Raw genomic sequence first — 24,529 nt, 5'->3', positions numbered from 1 at the left:
AATTCTTTTATAAACTGTTTTAGAAAAATTCAACTCTGTTTCTGCCGTTCTCTTTTGCTTGATAAAGAGCTGCATCCGCTCGGGAAACAATGTTTTCCGGTGAAGTATCTCCATCATAGGCAGATACCCCAAAGCTTGCAGTTATCTTCCCAGCTTTGGTAAAGTTATTCTTGTCAATCAAAGTTCTTAACTTTTCCGCTTTTAACATTGCTCCATTTTTATCCGTTTCCGGAAGAATAATAAGGAATTCCTCTCCACCCCATCTTCCAACAATATCAATGGACCTGACGTTGTTTTTTAGAATATCTGCAAGCTCAACGAGAACAGTATCCCCAACCTGGTGTCCAAAAGTATCATTCACTGATTTAAAATGGTCAATATCTAATAGTATCACAGAAAAGGGTATCTTCGTTCTGTTTGAACGTTCTAACTCCTTCTCCAAAGTATCATCTGTTTTAAGCCTGTTATAGCTCTGGGTCAGTTTGTCTGTTATAGAAAGCCTTCTAATTTCTTCTTCCATCTTCTTTCTTTCAGCAATATCCCGGTCTACTCCCAGCATCCCAATAAAGTTGCCTTCTTCATTATAAATTCCTGAAACCGTGGTCTCTACCCAAACTGTACTGCCATCCTTGCAAGGTTGCTCAAACTCTCCTCTGAATGTGTTCAAGGCCCGTTCACTCCCAACCTTTTCACTTGCAAGCATAAGGCCATTCTGCATAATAATTAAAGAATCCGGACATAATAGCTCTTCAAATGTTTGTTTTTTTACTTCTTCTGAAGAATATCCTCTTAGCTTTTCAACCGATGGGCTCACATAGGTACGCTGCCCATATAAATCCATGGTCCAAATGACATCTGCTGCATTATCAGCCAGAAGCCGATGCCTTTCTTCACTTTCTCTTAATTTCTGTTCGATTTCCTTTAGCGGGGTTATATCTCTGATGACGCTGAGAATATGATCCTTTCCTTCTACATTTATTATTCTTGATGAAACAAGGCCAATGATCTTTTCTTTGTTTTTATTTTGAAAAGCAATTTCCAAATTTTGCGAAAAACCGTCTTTCTTCAGTTTGTCAAGCAGAAGAGCTCTTTGTTCCTGACTGACATACAAATTGAATATATTTATTTTTTGATCTATTATTTCTTGTTCTGTATATTGGGTTATATCCAAAAACGCCTTATTGAATGCTAATAAATTTCCTTCATCAATACCGGTTATTATTGTAGCATCGGGAATCGTTTCAAACACTAATTCAAAATGCTCGCGAGCCTCGTTAATTTCTTGAATTGAAGACTCAAGTTTTCTTGTCATGCTATTAAATGCATCTGAAAATTCTCCCAAAAAATGCACACTTTGAGAAAAATCGCCAGCAGCAATGGCCTGTGTCTTCCATGTAAGATTTCTAAGTGATGCCTGCAAACTTTTTAGAGACCCCAAAACATAGCCTTTCCCCTTTATCTCGTAGGAAAGATTACCCACTCCAAGCTCATTGGCTGAGGTTCTAATAGTCCTGATCATTTCATCCAGTTCTGAAAAATCGCCGTTTTCTTTAAATTTTTCTGGAATCTCTTCTTTTATTTTAACGTCAAAAACAAGAGCTTTTAAATATTTTAAAAGCTCTTGTTCATTTTCATCGATCATTATTGATCCGCTCCGCTTAACAGCGACGCAGCTTTTGCAGTGAATCGGCACGTTCTGTCTCCGGTACACCAGCAATCAATTTCCTTAACATGGAACGGGGTTCCTGTAAAGCTTTCCAAAAGCGCAGAGATAAATCCCTCATCATAGGTGCATATCTCATAACCCAGTTCTGGTAGTCCGGAACAATCAAGATCCTCAGACACCGTGAGTGTGAGTTCCCCTTTTTCCATATCTGCTTTTTCTATTCTCAATATTCCAATGCCTAAATCTTTTAAGACTTCCTGGAGCTGATTTACAAAATCATTGAGGTCCTGGGTTGATGTGATCATGTGCTTATAAAACTCTTTCCCCGCTAATTTTCCGGCGGCGAAAAAGATTTCATCTGTTTTTTCAGATCCCAGGTTCTGTTCAATAACATCTCTGAAAGTAAATTGCATTAACCGATATATTTCCACTCTTGTGGTATTTCCTAAGTTAGGTCTTCCTTCTTCAATATCACCCAAAAGATCCCAGGAAAATTCATACCTTCGTTCTGTACTCATAAAAACCCCTCCTACTTTAAATTATATTAACACTGTTAATACTAACACCAAAATCCACTTTGATGGTAGCACACTGACAGTCTGATTCAACAAAAGATTCTTCTGTTTTATCATATCTTATCATGCGAGAGGCATTTGTCAAGCACGTTGCAGTTCTAATAAAGTCAGTTGATTTCTGCTATTAAATTCACCATTTCGATAGCAGATACGGCACAATCATAACCCTTATTTCCTGCTTTAGTACCTGATCTTTCAATGGCCTGTTCTATATTTTCGGTGGTAATAACGCCAAACATAACCGGAATGTCTGCATTTAAAGAAACGGTGGCAATCCCCTTGGAAACTTCACTGCAAACATAATCATAATGGGTGGTAGACCCTCTGATCACTGCACCAAGGCAGATAACAGCATCATATTTCCCTGATTTCGCCATTTTTGATGCGATGAGTGGGATTTCAAAAGCGCCGGGAACCCAGGCAACTTCGATATCTTCTTCATTCACATCATGTCTTTTAAGTCCATCCAATGCACCGCCTAAAAGCTTTGATACAATAAATTCATTGAACCGTGCCGCAACAATTCCAACCTTAATGCCTTTTGATACTAGTTTTCCTTCATAAATCTTCATATAAATAATCTCCTTTAATTTTTAATAATTTTATCGTTTTCTTATCCTGATTCTTAATAGGTTAGCAAATGCCTCATCTTCTTTTGTTTTGTTTTCAGATAGAAGACATCATCTTTACATGCATCCATTTGAATGGGCACTCTCTCCACAATATCCATACCATAAGCAGATAACTGCTCTATTTTATCTGGATTATTTGTAAGCAGTCTGAGCTTCTTTAAACCTAAATCTTTTAAAATCTGTGCGGCAATGTCATATTCCCTTAAATCTTCATCAAATCCCAATGCAACATTTGCTTCAACAGTATCCAACCCCTTGTCCTGGAGTTCATATGCCTTTAATTTATTAAGCAGTCCAATGCCACGTCCTTCTTGAGACATATACAAAAGAATGCCTCTTCCTTCTTTCTCAATCTGTTTCATTGCCACTGCATATTGTTCCCCGCAATCGCAACGAATTGAGCCTAAAGTATCCCCGGTCAAACATTTGGAGTGTACTCTGCACAGCACCGGCTCACTGCCGGAAATATCGCCTTTAACCATTGCCAGGTGGCTTTCTCCGGTGATCTTATCTTCATAACCATAAACGATGAAATCCCCATATTTTGTCGGCATTTTTGCTTTTGCTACCTGTTCCACCAATATTTCATTTTGCTTTTTATATTCCTGTAATGCTGCAATCGTAATAAATTTGAAATGATGTTTTTCCGCAAATTCGATGAGTTCAGGGGTTCTCATCATTGTACCGTCATCAGTCATAATTTCACAGCAAAGGCCACATTCTTTAAGATCTGCCAGTTTCATCAGATCAACTGTGGCTTCTGTATGTCCACTGCGTACTAATACACCGTCGTTCTTAGCCAATAGTGGAAACATATGTCCCGGTCTGCGAAAATCCTCTGGCTTTGCATCATCCTCTACCGATTTTATTGCTGTTACTGAACGTTCCACGGCTGAAATTCCGGTGGTGGTATCCACATGATCGATGGATACTGTAAAGGCTGTTTCATGGTTATCCGTATTTTCACTCACCATTTGAGCAAGGTCTAATTTCTTAACCAATTTCTTGCTCATTGGCATGCAGATCAAGCCTTTTGCGTAGGTTGCCATAAAGTTTACATTTTCCGGGGTAGCAAACTCTGCGGCACAAATTAAATCCCCTTCATTTTCCCGATCTTCGTTGTCGGTAACAACAATAATCTTTCCCTGTTTCAAGTCCTCTAAAGCTTCATCTATGGTATTAAATTCAAACATAATATTTTCTCCTTAAAATCCGTTTTTTGTTAGTAAATCCATTGTAATATTACTTTTGCTTTTTTTATTCTGACCATCAGATGTCAAAAACCGTTCAATATATTTGCCCATAATATCATTTTCCAAATTAACAATATCACCTGCTCTTTTTGAAAGCAAGGTGGTTTCATTTCCGGTATGGGGTATCACTGATACCGACAAGCTGTTTTCGTCAAGCTTTGCAACGGTTAGGCTAATGCCATCAATGGTTATGGAACCTTTTTCAACAATGTATCTTAATATCTTTTCCGTTGCGCTTACTTTTATCCAAACTGCGTTGTCCTCTTTTCGCATGCTGACAATCGTTCCTGTGCCATCAATATGACCTGACACCATATGACCGCCAAAACGCCCATTTGCTGACATTGCCCTTTCGAGATTGACTTCGCTGCCGATCTTAAGCTGACCAAGATCACTTCTGTCCAGGGTTTCGCTCATAACATCAGCGGTAAAGCGCTTATTTTGGAAAGCGGTTGCCGTTAGGCAAACGCCATTGACTGCGACGCTGTCTCCCAATTTTAAATCATCAAAAATAATGTTTCCCTGTATCGTTAATTTTGATGACTGTTTTCCTTTATGAATGGTTGTAATTTTACCGATTTCTTCAATAATTCCTGTGAACATCTAAATACCTTCTTCCACATCATATTCAAGTAAAATATCATCACCTAAAATGGTAATTTTTCTATTTTTCAGGCTAAATGCCTGACTTACTTCATTAATGCCAATACCGCCAACCGGTGTTTTTGCGGTTTCGCCACCAAATATTTTAGGTGCGATATAGGCTTGCACTTTATTTACAATGCCATTTTCTAAGGCGCTGAAATTCAATGTTGAACCGCCTTCCAGTAAAATACTGTCAATATGCTCTTCTCCAAGTCGTCTCATTAATTGTTTTAAATCTGTGCACCCGTTTTCTTTTGGCACTTGCAAAAGAGTACATCCAAACTGTGTCAGCTGTTCTATTTTTTCTTTATCTTTACAGCTTGTGGCAATTATTGTTGGTATCTCCCTGGCGGTTTGAATAATTTTCGAAGATAACGGTACTCTCAAATGTGTATCACAAATTATTCGCGTGGGATTTTTTGTATTTGGTAATCTGCTTGTAAGCAGAGGATCATCTGCAATAACCGTATTAACGCCTACCATAATTGCTGCGTAACGATGCCTTGACTGATGTACAAACTCCCGGGCTGTTTCTCCTGTAATCCATTTTGATTTACCGGTGAAAGTTGCAATTTTACCATCAAGTGTCATGGCATATTTAAGGACGACGAACGGGGTCTTTTTTTTGATATAATGGAAAAAAACCTGATTTAACTCTGAACATTCCTCGGTGAGAACACCGGTCACCACTTCAATGCCATGATCTTTTAAAATGGCCATTCCTTTGCCGGACACTAAAACATTGGGATCTTTCGACCCTATGACTACCTTGGAAATCCCACTTTCAATGATTGCCTCTGTACAGGGTGGTGTTTTCCCATAATGGCAGCATGGCTCCAGGGTTACAAATAGTGTCGCTCCGGTTATTGGCACTTTACAGTCTGCAATTGCATTTCTTTCGGCATGAAGTTCGCCGTATTTCTGATGGTATCCGCTGCCGATGATCTCGTTGTCTTTAACAATAACAGCACCGACCATCGGATTTGGATTAACCCAGCCACAACCCTTTTTAGCCAAGTCAATGGCTATTTGCATATATTTTTCATGATTCAAAAGTTTTAGCTCCTTTCAAAAACAAACACCGTGAATAAAATTCAAGGTGTTTGATGAAAATAGTGTGATACATCCATGTAATCCTACCCGTAAACAAAAAGCCCTGAAATGCAAAAACATTTCAGGGCTTAAAAACAAGTAATCTTGCACAGTTTAATGTGCAGACATATCTTTATCTTCTTTCATCCAGACTTTACACTGTCGGCTTCGGAGTTACACCGAATCATACCTTGCGGCTCGTGGGCTATACCACCGGTAGGGAATCACACCCTGCCCTGAAGATCATATTAAATTTTTATTATTGTATCATATGCACAATAATTTGTCAAAATAAGTCATACTTTTAAACCGTACTCATTTAAGGTTGATTTCAGAAATAACCGTTTCAGTATAATTCAGTATGAGGAACGCCAACTGTCAGGCACGCATATCCGATGCTCATTGAACTCCTTCTTTCATTTATCTTAATTTTAGCTAACCCGTATCATTTTTTTATTTTACCATGCCAGAAAAAATAAACCGATGAATTTTGAGATGCAACTTGAGAAAATCAGGTCACTTTATTAAGAAAAGCCGCTCTTTCTTACCCTCAATTTTGACAAACCCCCTTATTTTTGATATACTGTAGGGGCATTACGATTTAATCCTGAATCAATGTCAGCGTAAAAAGCTGGTCAAATTTGATGGTGTAAAGTACGTTATCTTTTAACGAAACTTAGGCGCTCCAACTCTTTATTAACACTGAGTTAGAGTGCTCTTTTTAATAAATTAATCGTCCCCTGAAAGGAGACAATATGCAAGAAGCAATTAAAATAACAAAAGAACATCTAAACAGTGACATCACGTCAAAATATTTAATGGAAAAATGGACCGATTGGCATTGGCAACTTAAGAATACCATTCGTAAGGTAAAAACTGTTGAAAAGATCCTTGGAATAACATTTTCAGATGAAAAAAGAGCTGAAATAAAGAAGACCATTGAAAAATTTCCAATGGCCATTACACCTTACTACTTATCACTCATCGATTCAGATGATTATGAAAATGATCCTGTTTTCAAGCAATGTTTTCCGGATATCAGAGAATTAAATATTTCTTCTTATGACATGTCAGATCCACTGTGCGAAGACAAAGATAGTCCTGTGCCTGGCATTACTCATCGCTATCCTGATCGGGTTCTATTTCATGTCAGTAATGTATGTTCCATGTACTGTCGTTTTTGTACCCGAAAAAGAAAAGTAGGCGATGTTGATTCTATTCCTTCAAAAGAAATGATCATGGAAGGCATTGAGTATATTAAAAACACACCAACTGTTCGGGATGTTCTTCTTTCCGGTGGTGATCCCTTTTTATTATCCGACGAACAACTTGACTGGATTTTAGGAGAGATCACACAAATCCCACATGTTGAAGTCGTTCGTATTGGTACGAGAACCCCTGTGGTTTTACCTTATCGAATCACTGATGACTTAATAAAAGTCCTGAAAAAATATGATAATCTCTGGATTAATACCCATTATAATCATCCTCGTGAACTCACTAAAACTTCCCGAAATGCATTAAAAAAACTGGCATGTGCCGGTATCCCATTAGGAAATCAATCTGTACTGCTGAGAGATATTAACGATTGTCCTCGGATAATGAAAAAATTAGTTCACAAATTAGTTGCCAATCGTGTCCGCCCCTACTACCTCTATCAATGCGATTTGTCCGAAGGACTTGAGCATTTTAGAACCAATATAGGAAAAGGCATTGAAATCATGGAAAGCTTAAGAGGGCATACCAGTGGTTTTGCTGTTCCAACCTATGTTATTGATGCACCTGGCGGTGGTGGTAAAATTCCGGTTATGCCTAATTACCTTATTTCCTGGTCCACGGACAAAGTTGTTTTAAGAAACTACGAAGGTGTGATTACAACCTACAGAATGCCTGACAGTTATGAACACACCATCTGTGATTTGGACTGTGAAAACTGCAACCTCCAGTTGAATCTTGAAAATGAAGAAGCTGATTTTAAAACCATTGGGATCTCTAAGTTATTATGCGACTATGAAGATGATATTACCCTTGTACCTGAAGATCTTGAACGGGACCAGAGAAACCAGGGAGTCGACGATTTAAGTGAGTGATACAATAGAAAATTTTGGCCATAGCATTTTGCAGCATGGTAAAGAAGGCAATCGAATTTATTTAATGAAATTTGATACTTCCGATGAAAAATCGCTTCTGGAGCACATGGATGCCCTTGCCCTTAAAGAGAATTATACAAAAATAGTGGCTAAAATACCTGGGACCGCAAAGGCCAGCTTTGAAGCCCAGGGTTACCAGCAGGAAGCCATGATGCCCTCTTATTACAACAGGCACCAGGATTGCGTGATGATGTGCAAATATTTATCAGAAGACCGAGCAAAAAAGAAAAACGAATCAAAAATAAACAATATTATTGCCAGTGTACAGGAAAAAGCCGGAGAGCCACCTGCAGCATTACCCAAGGCATGGCGTCTCAGACGTCTCACCCCAAGTGATGCACCGGCCATCGCTCAAGTTTATCAAACGGTTTTTAAAAGTTACCCCTTTCCGATTTTTGATGAGAATTATCTCCTGGAAACCATGGCAGATAACATTCAATATTATGGTGTTTTTACAAATGATGGCCTGGTTGCCGTGGCTTCAAGTGAAACTGATCCTGAACATTTCAATTCCGAAATGACTGATTTTGCTGTTCTTCCTACCTATCGTGGTCAGCAGCTTGCCCTACATTTATTAATAGAATTAGAAAAGCAAATGAAGCAACAGGACTATCGGCTTTTATATACCATTGCAAGGTCATTATCTTTTGGTATGAATAGTACCTTTGCAAAAGCAGGTTATCAGTATGGCGGCACTCTTTTTAATAACACACAGATTGCCGGCTCAATTGAATCAATGAATATTTGGCATAAAGAATTATAAAAAAAAAGAGAATCGTCAATAATGACGATTCTCTTTTTTGTCTCCTAACACGTTCCAATGACAATTACTGATTTATTTTTTTTCCCAATGCTTTTCTGCTTCATTTTCCATTATTTCAAGCCGAGTGTAATAGTCAGGAAATTCATTTAGGTGTGCAAGTGCAATTTTACCTGTAACTAACGAATCATCTCCTGTAACATCTGTAGGTGAATCGATTGTGCCGTGTTCAAGCTCAACCTCCATTCCCATTCTAAACTGCTCTACATCAAATTTGCTCCAATCTACTCCGAGCTTGCTTCCAGTTTCTTTAGCTTGTTCACTTGTGAATGTTTTTTTTGCTGACATAAAAATCACCTCTCATTAATATATTTGTATATTTTTGATTATAATACCATAACTTCATTATTCTTCATAAACTTTTATTGCATTACTGATTATTTCTTAAATTTTATTATAATTCAAGAGCAAGTCAATCAGTAAAGATAATACGTTTCTCTCCGCTATAGATATTGGCCCGGCTCGGCCTTACAAACCCGCACAAAGTGATTTCCGTATTTCTTGCGAATTCAACCGCCAATGAGGTGGGGGAAGATTTCGATGCGATGACCGGGATGTTCATCCTGGCACCTTTTGTCACTAATTCATAACTTGCTCTTCCAGTAGTGTAAAGAATTTTATCAGCCAGCGATATTCCGTTTAACAGTGCATAGCCAATGACTTTGTCTGCTGCATTGTGCCGACCAATATCTTCATAGGTCACCAGCATTTGACCCTGGGCATCAAACAAAGCTGCCAAATGTACTCCTCCAGCCATTTTCCGAACTTCCTGCTGGTCTAAGATCTCCTTGGCTATTCTGGTTAAAATATCTATGCCCATTTCAAGATTGCTGTGAACTTTCGGTAATTGATCGACAATATCTTCGACACTGGTCCGACCGCAACCCGAACGAATCAGTAGTGTGGCAGTATCCTTTGCTCGATTTAAATGGGTTGCCTGAATTTTAACAATATTACGGGACGGCGTCAGAGGATCTTCCGACACCTCACCTGGCATTATACTCCCACAATGTGAAAGCATTTGGATATCATTAAAGTTATCAATAATTCCCTCTGAAATCAGAAAACCGATGGCTAATTCTTTCTCCGCACCTGGTAAGCGCATTAAAACGGCAACCCTTTGGCCATTCACCTCTAATGCCAATGGCTCCTCAATAGAAACATAGTCTTCTTCTGTTTTATGTTCTCCCTTTTGCCAACGGATTATATCAATTTTTTGCAAATATAGTCTTTCATTCATAAACATATTCCCCCTTTTCAAGATTTCATTTTCAGTAACTTATTTTGATACATCTTTCTATCTGCAGCTTTAATAATATCTTTAGCACAATGTCTTCCGTTCTTGGTTATTTCTATTATTCCATAGCTAAAAGCATGTTTATAAGGTTTGACATCTTCCTTATCATGTTCTTCTAATTCATCACTGATTCGCCTGATTACTTTTTCAGCATCGGATTCAAAACAGCCTGGAAAAATGACAAGAAACTCATCTCCCCCCATTCGGCTGATTGTATCAATCTCCCGAACTGATGATTTAATCCAAGAGGTAATAAAATTAATTAAGTTATCTCCCTCTTCGTGTCCATAGGTATCGTTCACTTTTTTGAGACCATCCACATCAAGAACAACTTTATTGATATTATTGTAACACCACTTTCCGCTATGTCAATTTTAAAATAATTCGAAAAAGATCGCCATTTTCAACAACCATTATAGCTGTCGGAGATGGCGTTTAAATTATGTTTTAGATTCAGCTGTTATTTATAAGTCCTGCTTAAGCTTAATTTGAAAAAGCATTTTTTTTCGGGTTTTTTAAATACATTGCTCATAATTTCAAACCCACTTATACCTTGACTCTCTACTTTACAAAGAATGCTATCAACACGACGATTACAAAGATAACACCTAAAAATATAGCAGTTAACTTTATATCCTTTACTACCTCTTTTTGAAAATTAGTCTTATGCTTTCTGTTAATATATTGATACACCTTTCCTTTATCTCCAACCGTCAGTGGCCCTTCATAAAACTCTTTCTTAGATACTCCTAATGAATCGGTTTTATTATTGATATTCCCCAAACTCTCTTCAGATTTTAGTGAAGAACTGTCTATCTCTGATTCACATAAATCTTCATCGGAACTAACTTCTTTTTTCATCATTAAACTTCCTTTCTAGCTCTTAATTCTCAATCGCAGCCTTTCTAATATGAGTCTCAGCTGAATAAATAACTTGTCATTGACATTGAACCCATCGCACAAGAATCATTATAAATCGAGACTTGATCATCTTCTTTTAAAGCCCCTAATACATACAATAGTGGATAAAAATGATCCGGTGTATAGAATGCCAATTTCGAGGATTCTCCTGCCTTTTCATAATGAATAATATCTTGGTATTGCTTTTTAATTATTTTATCCTTAATATAACCGTCAAAATCAACTGCCCATGGATAACCACCGTCCATCTCCCAGTTTATTCTTGAAAGGTTATGGACAATATTTCCACTTCCAAATATGAGGATCCCTTTTTCCCGGAGAGCACTGATTTCCTGTCCTATTTTATACTGGGACTCAGCACTTGCGTTACCGTCAATACTAAGCTGAACAACAGGAATGTCTGCCTCTGGATACATTTTAGAAAGCACGGACCATGTTCCATGATCACATCCCCAGCTGTTATCTATTTTCACATCTTTCTCTATCATAGTCTTTGTAAAATGGGCCAGTTCCGGGGAACCATTTGCCTTATATTCAACTTGATATAACTCATCCGGAAATCCATACATATCGTAAACCATTTTGGGATGAGCAGCATCTGTTATTTTGCTGCCATCGGTATACCAATGGGCTGAAATAGAAAGGATTGCTTTAGGCTTAGGAATTTCATGGGCAATTTTTTCCCATCCCCTAGTATATTTATTATCTTCAATTGCGTTCATGGGTGATCCATGGCCTACAAATAGTACAGGCATTCTTTTCTTAGCATTTATCATATTCTCTGCTACTTTCTAAATAATTTAGATAATTGCGAAATTCAAAAACACAACCGTATATTGCTTTGATGTCAGTTTTCATAAACAATTTTGTAACGTATAGGCGAACAGTTCAACGAACTGTACGACGTATAGTGGAAAAATTGTTTCATGTAAACAGGCAGCGAGGCTCACAGTACTTTCGAAATTACCTATCTAAATGATTCATAAATTCGAATATTTACATTGCATATTTTAGCAATATATAAAGACATTTTCTCTTACTTGTCAGAGAATGTTGTATGTATATGACCAATATCGCAAAATGGTTTGTTATTTGATTGGCCACAGCGACACAACACAACTCTATTTCTAATCTCATAGGTCTCTCCGTCTGATGATACAATTGGAATATTTCCTTTCACAGAAATTCCCGCACTCGCACCATTTTCAGGGTCTTGAAGGATCTCAATGGAAGGTTCATATTCAGGTTCAAATGCTTTCCCTGTTTTATCAAGGGCAACCAATCTTCCTGTCGGACACTCACTGGCTCCCTTAATGACCGCTTCTCTGTATTTTGGGTCATCAGATACTTCCAGCAAGTCCCAGGTATTTCCTTCCTCTGTGTGACAAAATCGCGCCAATGCACATCGATGATCATCCATAAGATCCAGTCCCGGACCTTCGAATACTTCAGCCCGGTCTATATACTTGGCCTTTGATGCGGTCTCAGTTCCCTTAAAACCGACTTTCTCATGGGAATCATCACAGAACGGTGCATCTTTTGACTTTCCGCAACGACACAATTTATATTCTTCAGATTGAGGGAATTGGCGTCCATCTTTATATTCGTATCCTATTCCCTTTGGAGTTATTATTTTCTCGGACAAATTCACATTACCTGAAACGATATAGGGCCCATCTTCTACTATCTCTATTTTTGGGGTTTTTTTGTCATTCTTCATTAGTTTATACTTCCTTTCGAAAATTATTATTCTAACTAATATTAATGGTTTGTGGTTATTTTAACGTCTTAAGCTGACATAAGGCAATACACTGCGTTCTCTCGTTTATTTCCTTTTTACTTATTCCTTTTATATCCGGTAGCGTTAAATCGTGCAATAATATCTTTATCTTCATCAAAAATATCAACACTATAATTACAAAGCTTCCTGCTTGAAGCTATTTCTTTAGCTTCTGCAATAAGCAGTTTGCCTTTTGGAGGCTTAAAATAGGCTATATTTGCATTTATCCCAACAGTAACAAGTCCTTTTGCATTTGATGCAGCAGCAAATGCAAAATCTGCCAAAGTAAATATTACACCACCCTGGACTGTATTTACTCCATTGAGATGGTCGTCAGTAATCTCCATTTTTACGACAGCGTAGCCATCCTCAACCTCAACAAGTTCTATGCCAAGATATGCAGCAAATCGATCATTTTTTATAAACTTTATCTTATCTGGATCCATACTTTTTTTCTCCTTTATTTTCAAAAGAATACACACAGCCAATTACACGGGGGGTCATTTGAGGTGTAAACCACTCGATGCTTTTGGCGAGGATTAATTAATAGGGTATCTCCCTTAATTAAGATCACACTCTTACCATTCTCATACTCTAATTCTGCAGTTCCATCCAACAGTACCAAAAATTCTGTTTTGTCCTGATCAAACCAATCTGATACTTGCCCGGTACTGATTATTTGTTCAATACGCACATTTTTATTCTTGGCTAAAATGGTTGTTACTTCCTCTTTTAATGGTAATTTTGAAATATCAAATAAGTTCATTATACACCTCATGGGTTATTAATTACTCAAATCTATTTTTTTATAAATCTTCGTTTGAATTATTAGTATAAAATATCCGCATAAATCAGTCTGCTAAGATTGTCTGAATGTCGCATGGATAATGATCACAATAAGCAATATAAAAGGCAGTATGCGATGTATTTTTAACCAGACACCTTTTTTATTCTTATTAATAAAGGCACCATAAACGCCTAAAATGACTATTGCAAGCAATAAAAGAGCAGATATTATTCCTGTTAATCTCAAAAGATGTGCTGAAAAAACGACGTAAAAGTGAATTAGCATGGTAACGAGAGCTATAATACCAAATAATTTATGATTTTTGATAACCAGCTTCATTATTTTTCGATAATTATCAACAAATTGCTTTTTTTCTTTTCCCAACTTATTAATACATCTTTTATTGACAACCTTTACAACATAATTAAAAAATGCCAGACAAAAAAACAATGCCGTTGTCCATCCTAAAAGTCTAATTAAATCCAATGTCCCCATGGTGATTTTTTCCTCTCATATTTTGAATTTTAACTGGATCTTCAGCCAGATTTCACTGTAAATTCAACCCTTCTCAATACTATATCAATAATTTTTTTTTATTACAACAAAAACATATTAATATGTCTTTGTTGTTTATTTTTAGTTCTCTGTCAAAGCTCTTCTATCAATATTAAATTTTATAATGAGGATTCCAATGAAAATATCCACAACATTCGGATCAAACTGTGTGCCCTTACACCTTAAGAGTTCTTTGCATGCTTCTTCAACCGTTCTTTTCTTCTGATAGGGCCGCATTGAGGTCATGGCATCAAAGGCATCAATCACTGAGAGAATCCGGGCCAGATAAGAAATCTCTTGGCCTTTCAATCCGTAAGGATAGCCATGCCCATCGTAACGTTCATGATGTTGCAGAATAAGGGTTTGAACATCTTTCATGCTTTCAATATGTTCAATGACTTCAACGCCCTCGATCGGATGGCGTTTCAGCTCGTTCCATTCCTGGTCAGTTAATTTGTCTGGTTTCAATAACACTTCTTTTGGCGTATTAATTTTTCCAATATCATGAAGATAACCACCATAGATCAGGGTCTCTCTCAATTCTTTAGAGAAATCAAGCTCATCTGCCATCCAACCGGCATATTCTGCAACATGCTCGACATGTTCATAGGTAAATTTGTCTCGTGAGTTTATTACAGAAATAAGCGTTTTGAGTGTTGTAATGATTATTTCATCCTGCTCTGATAAAGAACTCCTTAGATTGTCGAGTATTGATGTGTAACTCTCTACCCTGTTCTTCTTGAAGAATTTCGCACGATAAAGCGCCTCATCTGCCTGGGCAACCAACTCCTTTGAATTTTTTGCTTTATTCGGATATTGAGATACTCCTGCAGAAACTGTGAGGTTTTCAGTGGGCATGTATTCCTGTCCATAAAAAGGTTCATCGGCGATCTTCCCGCACAAATCACGGGCAGCCTCCATTGCCGCCTGTTCTTTGATATTAAACATGAGAACAGCAAATTCTTCACCTCCATAGCGACAGGCCACAAATTCAGTTTTCAGATTAGTTTTAAGGATTTGCGCAATCCTTTTGATCACATCATCTCCGCTGCTATGTCCATAAAGTTCATTGTATATTTTAAAATCATCGATATCCAGGAATATGAGAGAAACCGGAGTGTCATTTGCTTGTGCTTCCTTCATTTGTTTGGAAAGACTGGCATAGAAATAGCGATGATTAAATAATCCGGTGAGTGCATCGATATTCACCAAATCTCGGAGCTCCTGAATATGTTCGTTTTCTAGTTTTGCATAATAACCGACTGTGAATGTAATCAGCAGAAAAATGCTGGATAAGATTAAATCATCCTCAAAATACAAATTAATCCCTTGATTTGGAGCCAGTAATAAATCCATCACTAATAGCCCCAGGGATAGCGTCAAAGCTGTGATCATCCCAACGGTTAATCCCTGGCCAATGGTTGCCAGTAATATGACACATAAAATAAGAGGTTTAAAATTACTTTCAATTGCTCCGGTATAATAAATGGTAAGGAATGAAAGCAAACCCCAAAATACAAGTGCTCCATATTTAACAATGTCTGGTTGATCTTTGCTAGCTATTTTAATAGATATGATAAAAACAGCATATATTATCACAATCGCCATAGCCAGGCCGAAAATTTTCCAGCTGCCTAATGAAAGCAAATCCATAATATCCTTGCTTTTAAAGAAATATTGAGAAAATGCAATCACACAAATAAACAGAAGTGCTAATCTTATAATAGGCAGAAGCTGGCGCAATTCAATTTCTCTCTTTTGATCAAAAATAACCACAATTTCTCCTTTCTTCATCAATCTTCGCGCATATCATGTCATAACGCAATAATAAAGTTAATTTATTATTTACTAACTCTCCACTTCCATCTTTCTAATTACAATACCCCTACAGCCCCTACTTTAAACAAAGCAGCCTAACGGACCATCAAAAAAAAACCGAGGTTCTCCACCGGCTTCAAGCATTTTTCAGCTATATTTTCTGGAAACTCATTCATTATTTTTTTGTAACACCCTGCATTTTGGTTCTCTTGCAAAGTCTTTAAATCTATACTGAATTTTTTATGATATCAATATGTTCTATGATTTTAACCCCCTGAAGAGGATGGCACTTCAGCTCTTTCCATTCCTCATCATTCAATTTTCCTTGTTTTGAGCAAAACTTCCTTGTTCGTATTAATTTTGCCTACATCATGGAGATAGCCACCATAGATGAGAGTTTGTCTTAATTCTTTAGAGAAATCAAGTTCGTTGGAACTCATAACTGAGATAAATGAGTACATATAGTAATCAAAGCGTAGGTCGTTAAAATTATATAACACGATTTACGTAATCGTATTTTCTTTTTTAATGTTTTAATGGGTTTATTTTCAGAATCTACCGGTGCCTTGAGGTATATGACAATAAAGGCTAATGCATAACAAGCGGTAGCCACTAAGCTTAGCCATAAAAGATTAATCCATCCATCCAGCACATACTGTATGAGAACAGAAGCGAGAAAACAAAAGGCGACTCCGATGATGGTGCAAATATTAAGGGAGCTAACATGAACTCCTCCACTGTATTTACGAAGTATACTGGTAGTTAGACAAATGGTCAGAGCTGCTAATGCGGTTCCGGTAAATATTCCTATCAAAACCACTCCAAAAACGAAGATAATCGTTTGAACTAAGGCGATCATTCCATATTCAATCACTTCCCGTTCTTCCCCGGTGATATTTAAGCTTTCACATACGATTGTTGATATCTTCTTGCTTAATATCAGCATCCTTGTTCCCCTTCACATGTATTACCTTAACATAATAAACCGTAAATATAATCAGTCCAAAAACAATGGTTGAAGGAATGGTATTTATGGTTTTTGCAATTGGATCCCCAATAATCTCCAGGGTCTTTTGACTGCCATAAGCAACTTGCAAAATATAAAAATTTACGCCTTCTCCTATTAATACTGCAACAATCGTTAATAGAGATGCTTTAATGGCTTGTAAAAAGGTGATCTTGATAATTGCAATCCCCAATATTGACGTGAGGATCACGGAAAGCAATATACTAACTCCATAATTAATCGGCAACATCCGAATTATATATGTAGCCACAAATACAATTGGGACAACTGTCCAGTATTGTTTCCAATTTATCCTGGTTTTACTAAAAGCATAAATCCCCAATACAAAGATAGCAACTTCCGGAATTCCCTTTACTATGAGATCAAGTATGGACATTTTCACTAGACTTCTCCCTATCTTTAACACAAATGGTTCTACTTCACCATTTATATTATATTTTATGTTTTTATAAACGTATTTTTTTGAAAATGAGTGGCTTTAGTATAAAATTATCATTTTTCCTCTTATTTAATTCAACAATGGTTGAGTAAACAATAATTCCTGCAAACAGATGTATCAGTACGTCACCAATGCTTAGTATTGACCAGCCCACATCAAAGATGTCCGATAGAATAATCATTTGAGTATCAGCATTTCCCAAAACATGAATATCGCTGATTTTCTGGAAAGTATCGCTTTTTACGTAACCTGTTAAATAGGTTAGACTAGGAAATACAGGCATTCTCCCATTGTTTGCATACATAACCGAATTATTCAGCGCAGTCCCTGCCAAAATAAAACCTGCCCCAATTAAACCGGGCTTATACAACTTAAGCATGATAATGGGAAATAAAAAGGATAACAGATATGTTTTTTTAAATATATCTGCAAATACTATAACTGCATAATCCCCTCTCATCACAAATATCTGTAATACAAGATAGATGATCTCACAGATAATAGGGGGGGTAAAGGGCAACACTTTTAAATGCCGGCTTAATCTCGCATTCCCGATATTTTGCAAAAACAATTGCGATTAGATATACAATAATCATAAAACCCCTATCATTCTACCATCGTATTTATAATATATTTCAACAGTGACTTTATGATCAACAAATATCAGTTTTATCGCACTATTTTTTAACAATATCGGATATTTTTCACATTTTATCATTTTATCATATTATCATAATAAAGAATAAACATCAATAGACAAGATAATTTGTGCAACATTATAAATTTTATTTTCTTTATTGAATCCTTCTTGAAATCAAAATTTCCTATTGCCACTGAAGTCCAACAATATTTTTCAAACTGCCCGATTATACCACTCTTCATATTCTGGTACCATCAAATTTATATGTTTTGGTACTTATTATGATATCAGCCCTGTATTATAATATAATTAGTTGAACAATCATTAAACAATTTGAGGAGAAAAATAAAATGAATAATCGTTATGAACTAAACAAAAATCTGGCACAAATGCTTAAGGGTGGGGTTATTATGGATGTAACCACTGCTGAACAGGCAAAAATTGCGGAAGAAGCCGGTGCGTGTGCTGTTATGGCACTTGAACGTATTCCTGCGGATATTCGTTCAGCCGGTGGAGTTTCAAGAATGAGCGATCCGACGATGATCCGAAGCATCCAACAAGCTGTATCTATACCGGTTATGGCAAAGGTTCGTATTGGTCATTTCGCTGAAGCACAAATTCTGCAAGCCATTGAAATTGACTATATCGATGAAAGTGAAGTTCTTTCCCCGGCGGATGATACCTTCCATATTGATAAAACAAAATTTGATGTACCTTTCGTATGCGGTGCCAAAGACCTTGGCGAAGCATTAAGAAGAATTAGCGAGGGTGCTTCCATGATCCGTACAAAAGGCGAACCGGGCACTGGCGACATCATTCAGGCAGTACGCCATATGAGATTGATTAATCAGCAAATAAGGCATCTTCAAAGCCTGAGAGATGACGAACTTTTTGAAGCTGCTAAAAATTTACAGGTCACCTACGACTTAGCAAAGCATGTGCAAACTCATGGCAAACTGCCGGTTGTTAACTTTGCTGCCGGCGGTATTGCAACACCAGCCGATGCAGCTTTAATGATGCAGCTAGGTGCTGAAGGGGTATTTGTCGGTTCTGGTATTTTCAAATCAGGTAATCCGAATAAAAGAGCCCAGGCCATTGTAAAAGCAGTGACGAACTTTAATAACCCACAAATTTTAGCTGAGTTATCTGAAGATCTAGGCGAAGCAATGATTGGAATTAATGAACAGGAAATTGAATTATTAATGGCTCAACGAGGTAACTGATGGAAAAAACAATTGGCGTTTTAGCGGTCCAGGGCGCCTTTGCCGAACACGCCGATTCACTGAATAAGCTGAATGTAAAATCAATTGAAATCCGGCAAAAATCAGACCTGACGAAGCATCATATTGATGGGATCATTTTACCGGGTGGCGAAAGCACTGTGATGGCTAAATTGCTTCATGATCTTAATTTATTTGAAGTTTTAAAGGATTCGATTGTGAGTGGCTTACCTGTTTTAGGAACTTGTGCCGGTTTGATATTGTTGGCAAAAACTATTGTCAGTGACCAAAATGTTTACCTGGGCACTATGGATATTGTGGCAAAAAGAAATGCCTATGGCCGTCAACTGGGAAGCTTTCAAGCTGATGGACAATTTGCCGGCATCGGGAAAATACCGATGACCTTCATCAGAGCCCCTTATATCGAATCGGTGTCAGAGAATGTTGAAGTGTTAGCAAAGATTGATAATCATATTGTTGCAGCAAAACAGGATAATATGATCGTAACCTCATTTCATCCTGAATTATCAGGAGATCTAAGTGTTCACCGCTTCTTCCTGAATTTAGTATGAATGATCGGAACAAGCATTCAAAAAGGCATTCCCTATGGAGTGCCTTTTTCTTATGTGGTCGCCAATATACATTTATTAAAAATACAGGAACAATTACGGTGTTTCTTAGCTTCATAAAGGGCGGTATCAGCTCTTTTTATTATCTGCTGTTCATTACTGCCATCTTCTTTATAGTCAGCTATTCCAAAACTGCATGTTATATTCTTAGGGACTTGAAAGTTATAGGCTGCTATTTTCAAACGCAGTCTTTCGGCTAATAAATATCCGTCCTTTTCACTTGTGTTTGGTAAAACAATAAAAAATTCTTCGCCTCCCCATCTACCAATGTGCTCAGTAATACGGATATTATTTTTCATCAGTTGCGCCAAATCAAATAATACTTGATCCCCTGCTTGATGCCCGAAGTTATCATTTACTAATTTAAATCTGTCAACATCCAGAATAATCACTGAAAATACTGTCCCATAACGCTTCACTCGAAGATATTCTGCATTAAATATTTCAATGATTTTTCTGCGATTATATATCTGTGTAAGTCCATCTGTGGTTGATACGATTTGAAGCTCTTTATTCTTAGCAAGTAACTCTAACCTTGCTAAATCCAATTCATTATTTTTAATATCAAGTAAGCTTTTTTGTGCATCCAGTTTGTCAATGCTAGAACGATAAACTAAATCATAATGATCTTTTGCCGCCTCTATCAGTCTCCGACTTTGTTCGCAACGTTCCAATTTTCTTGTTAACATTGTTATTTGCCTTTTCAAAGCATCATCAGACTTATTTTCCATTCTTAACCTCCCAGCTATTCACTTTAACCTAATAATACCGTTACAAAGGTTTCGTTATGGAATTCATTGAATAATTTCGTTGAAATGGGACAAAACTCACCATAGGTATAAAACCCACTGAATTTTATTCTATCCCCAATCTTTTCGCGAACGATCTGGCTCTCCTCAATCGTCCGTGTTCCAAGTAATACTCTTCGCGCCGAACAAGTGAAGCACAATGCAATCACTGGTGACTCATTGGGTGGAAAGGTTCTGATGGCTTGGTCAATGGAACTTTTTGCACCTGCTAAAATTGATTCTCGGTTTACCATAGTAATACGGACTTTATAATTCATTGGAACATTGCCAAGGTAAGTGACTGCCCCGGTATCACTGTCATAATTTTCGAAAGTGGTGCGCATAAATCTAAAACTACCAAGCTCATCGTATAAGGCAATGGGTAGTTCAAGAGTGGGCTTTGTATTTTCACCAAGGATATCGCGATAAAATTCAAGGGCAGGCTTATGATTGATTTCATAAAGCACGTTACCTTCCGATTTTGTAACTGTCCCGATTTCTCCGATTGGCTCCCAACCACTGTCCATTCCCACAGAAAAATCAAATTTTCCGGCTAAAAGTAAAAATGGCGATATTGTTGCTGAAGAAATATTATTGAAAAACTGCTTGCACTCATCAAATCGCCAACTATCTGCTGATATGCCACCTACAATTGGAAGGTTACCTTCCGTAAGTGTCGTAAGCTGTTCCATAACCGTTTCACCATTAATTTTAAGCACGTCCGAAAGCAATATACATAACTTGGGCGTTTGTCCCAATCTCCCCACGGCCTCGGATAATACCAGATTATATTCATTATGAGGATCTATTGCCGTATTATCAAAAAAACCGGAAATAATATTGATATCTTCCGATACAAACAATGTTAAAACAAGTGAATCCTCTACATAATCGCATTCCGAAGAAAATTCACCGTCTGCGGTACAACCAATGAGCTGTAAATCCGGCCATTTGTCATATATCTTATCCAGTACCAACTGATGATCAACGTCTATTCCAGCATAGAGAATTCCCGCTTTAGGATGCTTATTTTTAAGCTGAAGTTCGCATTTTTCAATGAGTTCCATCACTGCTAAAAATGAGTCCAGCTCTACACTATGAGCCATCGCTATAAATAAGTCCGTTTTCAAAGGAACCTCCTATATATTTGTATTTTAGTTGCCGGGATATAATTTTATTTTATTATATCAAATAATTGCATATTTGTATACGTTTTCGATGTCTTCTATTCTGGAATAATTTAAGCAAATGATCAATATTTGACGTCTCAACCATAAACTTGTCGCAAATTATACTTGAAAATATCAAAAGGCTGTTAACATCAGGGGAAACCCTGTAACTAACAACCTTTTGACTTAATATTATGCTGTACTTCACGTTACTTACCGCCAAATTTATAACCTATCCCGTATATTGTAAGGACATATACAGGATTTTTGGGATCGCTTTCAATTTTCTGTCTAATATTTTTAATATGACTGTCCACTGCCCGATCATATCCTTCAAACTCATCCCCAAGGGCTACTTTGATGATGTCCTCCCGGGTAAAAACTTTATTCGGATATTTGATTAACGCTCCTAATATTTTGAATTCATTTGGCGTGAGATTGATTTCCACCAGATTCTTTTTTATGATGTGACTTTCAAAATCCACTTCCAGATCACCGCTATTAAAGGTGATTTTATTATATAACGGCACAAGTTCATCGCTTGATCTGCGCAGTACCGCTTCTATTCTTGCATAAAGTGCTTTTAAACTAAAGGGCTTTGTAATGTAGTCATCCGCACCGATATTTAGCCCTTTTAACATATCTGACTCCTCAACTTTCGCAGTCAGCATAATAATAGGCACCCGGGATTTTTTACGGATTTCCATACAGATTTCTTCTCCTGACATGTCGGGAAGCATGAGGTCTAAGACGATAAGCGATATGTTCTCACTTTCAAATATATTAAGTGCCTGCTTGCCGTTTTCCGCGGAAAAGACGGTAAAGCCTTTGCTTTCAAGATAAGACTTTACCACCTCGATTATTTTAACTTCATCATCAACGACAAGCACTTTTTTCAACTTATTGTTCATCTGTTAAAGCCCTTCCTCAAGTCAGTTTGATTCAACCTAGACGACTTTGTAACCCTCTTCTTCAATTGCAAGTTTAAAACTTTCAGGTGAACCCTTACTTGGATCATATTCAACTACCACCGTTTTTTCTGCCAAATCAACAGTTACGCTTGCCACACCATCCAGTGCACCAACAGCATTTTTAACTGCTTTTTCACAATGAGAACAAGACATACCTTCAACATTCAGTGTTAATTTTTCCATTTTTTTCTCCTTTTTAACTTTATTTATTGTATAAGGTTTAAAACCTTTTAACCTCAGTGCATTGGTGAGTACCGATACCGAACTCAAGGACATGGCTGCCGCTGCAAACATGGGATTCAACAGTGGTCCGCCAAAGAGATAGAGAATGCCTGCCGCAATGGGTATGCCGGCAACGTTATATCCAAATGCCCAGGTAAGATTTTGCTTGATGTTGCGGATGGTGCTTTTGCTAAGCTGTATCGCCGTGGGGACATCCATTAAATCGCTTTTCATCAGCACAATATCCGCTGACTCCATGGCCACATCAGTGCCTGAACCAATGGCAATGCCAATATCTGCCTGTACCAGAGCCGGAGCATCATTAATGCCATCCCCAACCATTGCCACTTTTTTGCCTTCAGCCTGGAGCTTTTTAACTTCGTTTGCTTTATCCTTAGGCAATACCTCTGCCAGCACCCGGTCGATGCCAACCTGTTTTGCAATGGCTTCCGCCGTCTTCCTGTTATCACCTGTGATCATCGCAACTTCAATTCCCATTTCATGGAGTTTCGCAATTGCCGCTGCACTGCTTGCTTTTACAACGTCCGCTACAGCAATAATACCGGACAGTTTACCATCCATTGCAATGTACATCGGGGTTTTCCCTTCGGATGCCAGTCTGTCCGACTCTGCTTCCAATACTTCTAATGAAATACTGTTTTCATCCATCATTTTTTGATTGCCAAGAAGCAGACTGGATCCGTCCATATCCACTGCGATACCATACCCCGGCGTCGCTTCAAACTTATCTATTTTCAGCATTTCCAGATTTTGCTTTTCGGCACCTCTTACAATCGCTTCACCGAGAGGGTGTTCTGAGCCTTTTTCAGCAGATGCCGCAATTTGAAGGAGCCAATTTTTTTCAACCCCGAAGACGGTTATGATATCTGTTACCTCCGGCTTGCCTTCGGTGATCGTACCTGTTTTATCCAGAACAATGGTATTGATTTTATGGGTGGTTTCCAGTGCTTCCCCACCCTTTATTAAAATACCGTATTCTGCACCTTTGCCTGTTGCAACCATAATGGCAGTTGGGGTCGCAAGGCCCAAGGCGCATGGGCAGGCAATGACCAGTACCGAAATGAAAATGGTCATCGAGAATACCAGCGACTGTCCGCTGATGAACCATCCCAGAAAAGCCACCACGGCAATGGCAAAAACAATGGGTACAAAATAGCCGGACACAATATCGGCAAGTTGGGCGATGGGTGCTTTTGTGCCCTGGGCATCTTCCACCAGTTTAATAATCTGAGCAAGGGCTGTATCGCCGCCAACCTTGGTTGCCCGAAACTGGATCATACCGTTTTTGTTGATGCTGGCGGCATAGACTTTATTCCCGGAAATCTTGTCGACCGGCATGCTTTCGCCGGTCAGCATGGATTCGTCGATCGCGGTGCTGCCTTCCGTGACAACGCCGTCGACCGGAATTTTTC

The 24,529-nt window shown here is 37.9% G+C and carries 27 protein-coding genes and 1 riboswitch; of the genes, 4 read left to right on the top strand and 23 right to left on the bottom strand.

From position 1 onward, the window contains the following. Window positions 1–19: 19 nt before the first annotated feature. From VIK44_RS07255 to ribD, 6 genes are all read right to left on the bottom strand, one after another. Window positions 20–1,642, bottom strand: coding sequence for a diguanylate cyclase (locus VIK44_RS07255; protein WP_331553182.1), 1,623 nt, complete (start codon window positions 1,640–1,642; stop codon window positions 20–22). Further along, window positions 1,642–2,184, bottom strand: a complete 543-nt coding sequence (locus VIK44_RS07250; protein WP_331553181.1) for a V4R domain-containing protein — start codon at window positions 2,182–2,184, stop codon at window positions 1,642–1,644. The genes VIK44_RS07255 and VIK44_RS07250 overlap by 1 nt, the downstream gene beginning before the upstream one ends. 164 nt (window positions 2,185–2,348) lie before the next feature. Continuing rightward, window positions 2,349–2,813: a 6,7-dimethyl-8-ribityllumazine synthase gene (gene ribE / locus VIK44_RS07245; RefSeq protein ID WP_331553180.1), complete on the bottom strand. Its 465-nt coding sequence runs from the start codon at window positions 2,811–2,813 to the stop codon at window positions 2,349–2,351. Between the two features lie 53 nt (window positions 2,814–2,866). Further along, complete coding sequence (locus VIK44_RS07240; RefSeq protein ID WP_331553179.1) at window positions 2,867–4,066, bottom strand: bifunctional 3,4-dihydroxy-2-butanone-4-phosphate synthase/GTP cyclohydrolase II; 1,200 nt, start codon at window positions 4,064–4,066, stop codon at window positions 2,867–2,869. Window positions 4,067–4,078: 12 nt separating this feature from the next. Continuing rightward, the gene (locus VIK44_RS07235) at window positions 4,079–4,729 is read right to left on the bottom strand and encodes a riboflavin synthase (RefSeq protein WP_331553178.1); all 651 of its coding nucleotides are present in this window, start codon (window positions 4,727–4,729) and stop codon (window positions 4,079–4,081) included. Next, window positions 4,730–5,824: a bifunctional diaminohydroxyphosphoribosylaminopyrimidine deaminase/5-amino-6-(5-phosphoribosylamino)uracil reductase RibD gene (gene ribD / locus VIK44_RS07230; protein ID WP_333783800.1), complete on the bottom strand. Its 1,095-nt coding sequence runs from the start codon at window positions 5,822–5,824 to the stop codon at window positions 4,730–4,732. A 170-nt stretch (window positions 5,825–5,994) separates the two neighbouring features. Continuing rightward, window positions 5,995–6,111, bottom strand: a riboswitch (FMN riboswitch). Between the two features lie 507 nt (window positions 6,112–6,618). Here ribD and ablA point away from each other — a divergent pair. Both ablA and ablB read left to right on the top strand, forming a co-directional pair. After that, window positions 6,619–7,953 carry a lysine 2,3-aminomutase gene (gene ablA / locus VIK44_RS07225; protein ID WP_331553177.1) on the top strand — a complete coding sequence of 445 codons (1,335 nt, stop codon included), beginning with the start codon at window positions 6,619–6,621 and terminating at the stop codon, window positions 7,951–7,953. Then, window positions 7,946–8,776 (top strand): putative beta-lysine N-acetyltransferase, encoded by an 831-nt coding sequence (gene ablB, locus VIK44_RS07220; protein WP_331553176.1) that lies wholly within the window; start codon window positions 7,946–7,948, stop codon window positions 8,774–8,776. Before ablA ends, ablB begins: the two co-directional genes overlap by 8 nt. 72 nt (window positions 8,777–8,848) lie before the next feature. Here ablB and VIK44_RS07215 read toward each other — a convergent pair whose 3' ends face one another. The 13 genes from VIK44_RS07215 to VIK44_RS07155 form a co-directional block, all read right to left on the bottom strand. Then, window positions 8,849–9,121, bottom strand: coding sequence for a DUF5661 family protein (locus VIK44_RS07215; RefSeq protein WP_331553175.1), 273 nt, complete (start codon window positions 9,119–9,121; stop codon window positions 8,849–8,851). Between the two features lie 124 nt (window positions 9,122–9,245). After that, window positions 9,246–10,073 (bottom strand): formate dehydrogenase accessory sulfurtransferase FdhD, encoded by an 828-nt coding sequence (gene fdhD, locus VIK44_RS07210; protein ID WP_331553173.1) that lies wholly within the window; start codon window positions 10,071–10,073, stop codon window positions 9,246–9,248. Window positions 10,074–10,090: 17 nt separating this feature from the next. Further along, window positions 10,091–10,471 (bottom strand): GGDEF domain-containing protein, encoded by a 381-nt coding sequence (locus VIK44_RS07205; RefSeq protein WP_331553227.1) that lies wholly within the window; start codon window positions 10,469–10,471, stop codon window positions 10,091–10,093. A gap of 220 nt (window positions 10,472–10,691) precedes the next feature. Next, on the bottom strand, window positions 10,692–10,994 hold the full coding sequence (locus VIK44_RS07200; protein WP_331553172.1) for a hypothetical protein: 303 nt from the start codon (window positions 10,992–10,994) through the stop codon (window positions 10,692–10,694). Between the two features lie 53 nt (window positions 10,995–11,047). Then, a complete protein-coding gene (ygiD, locus tag VIK44_RS07195; RefSeq protein WP_331553171.1) occupies window positions 11,048–11,827 on the bottom strand; it encodes a 4,5-DOPA dioxygenase extradiol in 780 nt (259 codons plus the stop codon). Between the two features lie 260 nt (window positions 11,828–12,087). Then, window positions 12,088–12,771, bottom strand: coding sequence for a CDGSH iron-sulfur domain-containing protein (locus VIK44_RS07190; RefSeq protein ID WP_331553170.1), 684 nt, complete (start codon window positions 12,769–12,771; stop codon window positions 12,088–12,090). Window positions 12,772–12,887: 116 nt separating this feature from the next. Beyond that, complete coding sequence (locus VIK44_RS07185; protein ID WP_331553169.1) at window positions 12,888–13,277, bottom strand: PaaI family thioesterase; 390 nt, start codon at window positions 13,275–13,277, stop codon at window positions 12,888–12,890. A 20-nt stretch (window positions 13,278–13,297) separates the two neighbouring features. Continuing rightward, window positions 13,298–13,597, bottom strand: coding sequence for a cupin domain-containing protein (locus VIK44_RS07180; RefSeq protein WP_331553168.1), 300 nt, complete (start codon window positions 13,595–13,597; stop codon window positions 13,298–13,300). Between the two features lie 93 nt (window positions 13,598–13,690). Further along, a complete protein-coding gene (locus VIK44_RS07175) occupies window positions 13,691–14,113 on the bottom strand; it encodes a hypothetical protein (protein WP_331553167.1) in 423 nt (140 codons plus the stop codon). Between the two features lie 141 nt (window positions 14,114–14,254). After that, window positions 14,255–15,967, bottom strand: coding sequence for a diguanylate cyclase (locus tag VIK44_RS07170; RefSeq protein WP_331553166.1), 1,713 nt, complete (start codon window positions 15,965–15,967; stop codon window positions 14,255–14,257). A 460-nt stretch (window positions 15,968–16,427) separates the two neighbouring features. After that, a complete protein-coding gene (locus tag VIK44_RS07165; RefSeq protein WP_331553165.1) occupies window positions 16,428–16,937 on the bottom strand; it encodes an accessory gene regulator B family protein in 510 nt (169 codons plus the stop codon). Next, the gene (locus VIK44_RS07160; RefSeq protein ID WP_331553164.1) at window positions 16,897–17,400 is read right to left on the bottom strand and encodes a hypothetical protein; all 504 of its coding nucleotides are present in this window, start codon (window positions 17,398–17,400) and stop codon (window positions 16,897–16,899) included. Before VIK44_RS07160 ends, VIK44_RS07165 begins: the two co-directional genes overlap by 41 nt. A 64-nt stretch (window positions 17,401–17,464) precedes the next feature. After that, window positions 17,465–17,917, bottom strand: a complete 453-nt coding sequence (locus VIK44_RS07155) for a DUF5317 family protein (protein ID WP_331553163.1) — start codon at window positions 17,915–17,917, stop codon at window positions 17,465–17,467. Window positions 17,918–18,447: 530 nt separating this feature from the next. Here VIK44_RS07155 and pdxS point away from each other — a divergent pair. Next, window positions 18,448–19,320, top strand: coding sequence for a pyridoxal 5'-phosphate synthase lyase subunit PdxS (pdxS, locus tag VIK44_RS07150; RefSeq protein ID WP_331553161.1), 873 nt, complete (start codon window positions 18,448–18,450; stop codon window positions 19,318–19,320). Then, window positions 19,320–19,889 carry a pyridoxal 5'-phosphate synthase glutaminase subunit PdxT gene (gene pdxT / locus VIK44_RS07145; RefSeq protein WP_331553160.1) on the top strand — a complete coding sequence of 190 codons (570 nt, stop codon included), beginning with the start codon at window positions 19,320–19,322 and terminating at the stop codon, window positions 19,887–19,889. Before pdxS ends, pdxT begins: the two co-directional genes overlap by 1 nt. Before the next feature lie 50 nt (window positions 19,890–19,939). Here pdxT and VIK44_RS07140 read toward each other — a convergent pair whose 3' ends face one another. From VIK44_RS07140 to VIK44_RS07125, 4 genes are all read right to left on the bottom strand, one after another. After that, the gene (locus VIK44_RS07140) at window positions 19,940–20,677 is read right to left on the bottom strand and encodes a GGDEF domain-containing protein (RefSeq protein ID WP_331553159.1); all 738 of its coding nucleotides are present in this window, start codon (window positions 20,675–20,677) and stop codon (window positions 19,940–19,942) included. Between the two features lie 23 nt (window positions 20,678–20,700). Beyond that, window positions 20,701–21,864 carry an FIST signal transduction protein gene (locus VIK44_RS07135; protein WP_331553158.1) on the bottom strand — a complete coding sequence of 388 codons (1,164 nt, stop codon included), beginning with the start codon at window positions 21,862–21,864 and terminating at the stop codon, window positions 20,701–20,703. Window positions 21,865–22,112: 248 nt separating this feature from the next. After that, a complete protein-coding gene (locus tag VIK44_RS07130) occupies window positions 22,113–22,814 on the bottom strand; it encodes a response regulator transcription factor (RefSeq protein ID WP_331553157.1) in 702 nt (233 codons plus the stop codon). A 36-nt stretch (window positions 22,815–22,850) separates the two neighbouring features. Next, a partial coding sequence (locus VIK44_RS07125) for a heavy metal translocating P-type ATPase (RefSeq protein ID WP_331553156.1) occupies window positions 22,851–24,529 on the bottom strand: 1,679 nt, incomplete at its 5' end.

This window comes from Acetobacterium sp., assembly GCF_036508315.1.
GTDB lineage: Bacteria > Bacillota > Clostridia > Eubacteriales > Eubacteriaceae > Acetobacterium.
The sequence above is the reverse complement of the archived record's forward strand: the minus strand, read 5'-3'. Positions and strand labels throughout refer to the sequence as shown.

Coding starts and splice junctions, on each gene's coding strand:
- VIK44_RS07255 (WP_331553182.1), bottom strand. CDS start 1,642: ATGATCGATGAAAATGAACAAGAGCTTTTAAAATATTTAAAAGCTCTT.
- VIK44_RS07250 (WP_331553181.1), bottom strand. CDS start 2,184: ATGAGTACAGAACGAAGGTATGAATTTTCCTGGGATCTTTTGGGTGAT.
- ribE (WP_331553180.1), bottom strand. CDS start 2,813: ATGAAGATTTATGAAGGAAAACTAGTATCAAAAGGCATTAAGGTTGGA.
- VIK44_RS07240 (WP_331553179.1), bottom strand. CDS start 4,066: ATGTTTGAATTTAATACCATAGATGAAGCTTTAGAGGACTTGAAACAG.
- VIK44_RS07235 (WP_331553178.1), bottom strand. CDS start 4,729: ATGTTCACAGGAATTATTGAAGAAATCGGTAAAATTACAACCATTCAT.
- ablA (WP_331553177.1), top strand. CDS start 6,619: ATGCAAGAAGCAATTAAAATAACAAAAGAACATCTAAACAGTGACATC.
- VIK44_RS07215 (WP_331553175.1), bottom strand. CDS start 9,121: ATGTCAGCAAAAAAAACATTCACAAGTGAACAAGCTAAAGAAACTGGA.
- fdhD (WP_331553173.1), bottom strand. CDS start 10,073: ATGAATGAAAGACTATATTTGCAAAAAATTGATATAATCCGTTGGCAA.
- VIK44_RS07200 (WP_331553172.1), bottom strand. CDS start 10,994: ATGATGAAAAAAGAAGTTAGTTCCGATGAAGATTTATGTGAATCAGAG.
- ygiD (WP_331553171.1), bottom strand. CDS start 11,827: ATGATAAATGCTAAGAAAAGAATGCCTGTACTATTTGTAGGCCATGGA.
- VIK44_RS07190 (WP_331553170.1), bottom strand. CDS start 12,771: ATGAAGAATGACAAAAAAACCCCAAAAATAGAGATAGTAGAAGATGGG.
- VIK44_RS07185 (WP_331553169.1), bottom strand. CDS start 13,277: ATGGATCCAGATAAGATAAAGTTTATAAAAAATGATCGATTTGCTGCA.
- VIK44_RS07180 (WP_331553168.1), bottom strand. CDS start 13,597: ATGAACTTATTTGATATTTCAAAATTACCATTAAAAGAGGAAGTAACA.
- VIK44_RS07175 (WP_331553167.1), bottom strand. CDS start 14,113: ATGGGGACATTGGATTTAATTAGACTTTTAGGATGGACAACGGCATTG.
- VIK44_RS07170 (WP_331553166.1), bottom strand. CDS start 15,967: ATGAAGAAAGGAGAAATTGTGGTTATTTTTGATCAAAAGAGAGAAATT.
- VIK44_RS07165 (WP_331553165.1), bottom strand. CDS start 16,937: ATGCTGATATTAAGCAAGAAGATATCAACAATCGTATGTGAAAGCTTA.
- VIK44_RS07155 (WP_331553163.1), bottom strand. CDS start 17,917: ATGAGAGGGGATTATGCAGTTATAGTATTTGCAGATATATTTAAAAAA.
- pdxS (WP_331553161.1), top strand. CDS start 18,448: ATGAATAATCGTTATGAACTAAACAAAAATCTGGCACAAATGCTTAAG.
- pdxT (WP_331553160.1), top strand. CDS start 19,320: ATGGAAAAAACAATTGGCGTTTTAGCGGTCCAGGGCGCCTTTGCCGAA.
- VIK44_RS07140 (WP_331553159.1), bottom strand. CDS start 20,677: ATGGAAAATAAGTCTGATGATGCTTTGAAAAGGCAAATAACAATGTTA.
- VIK44_RS07130 (WP_331553157.1), bottom strand. CDS start 22,814: ATGAACAATAAGTTGAAAAAAGTGCTTGTCGTTGATGATGAAGTTAAA.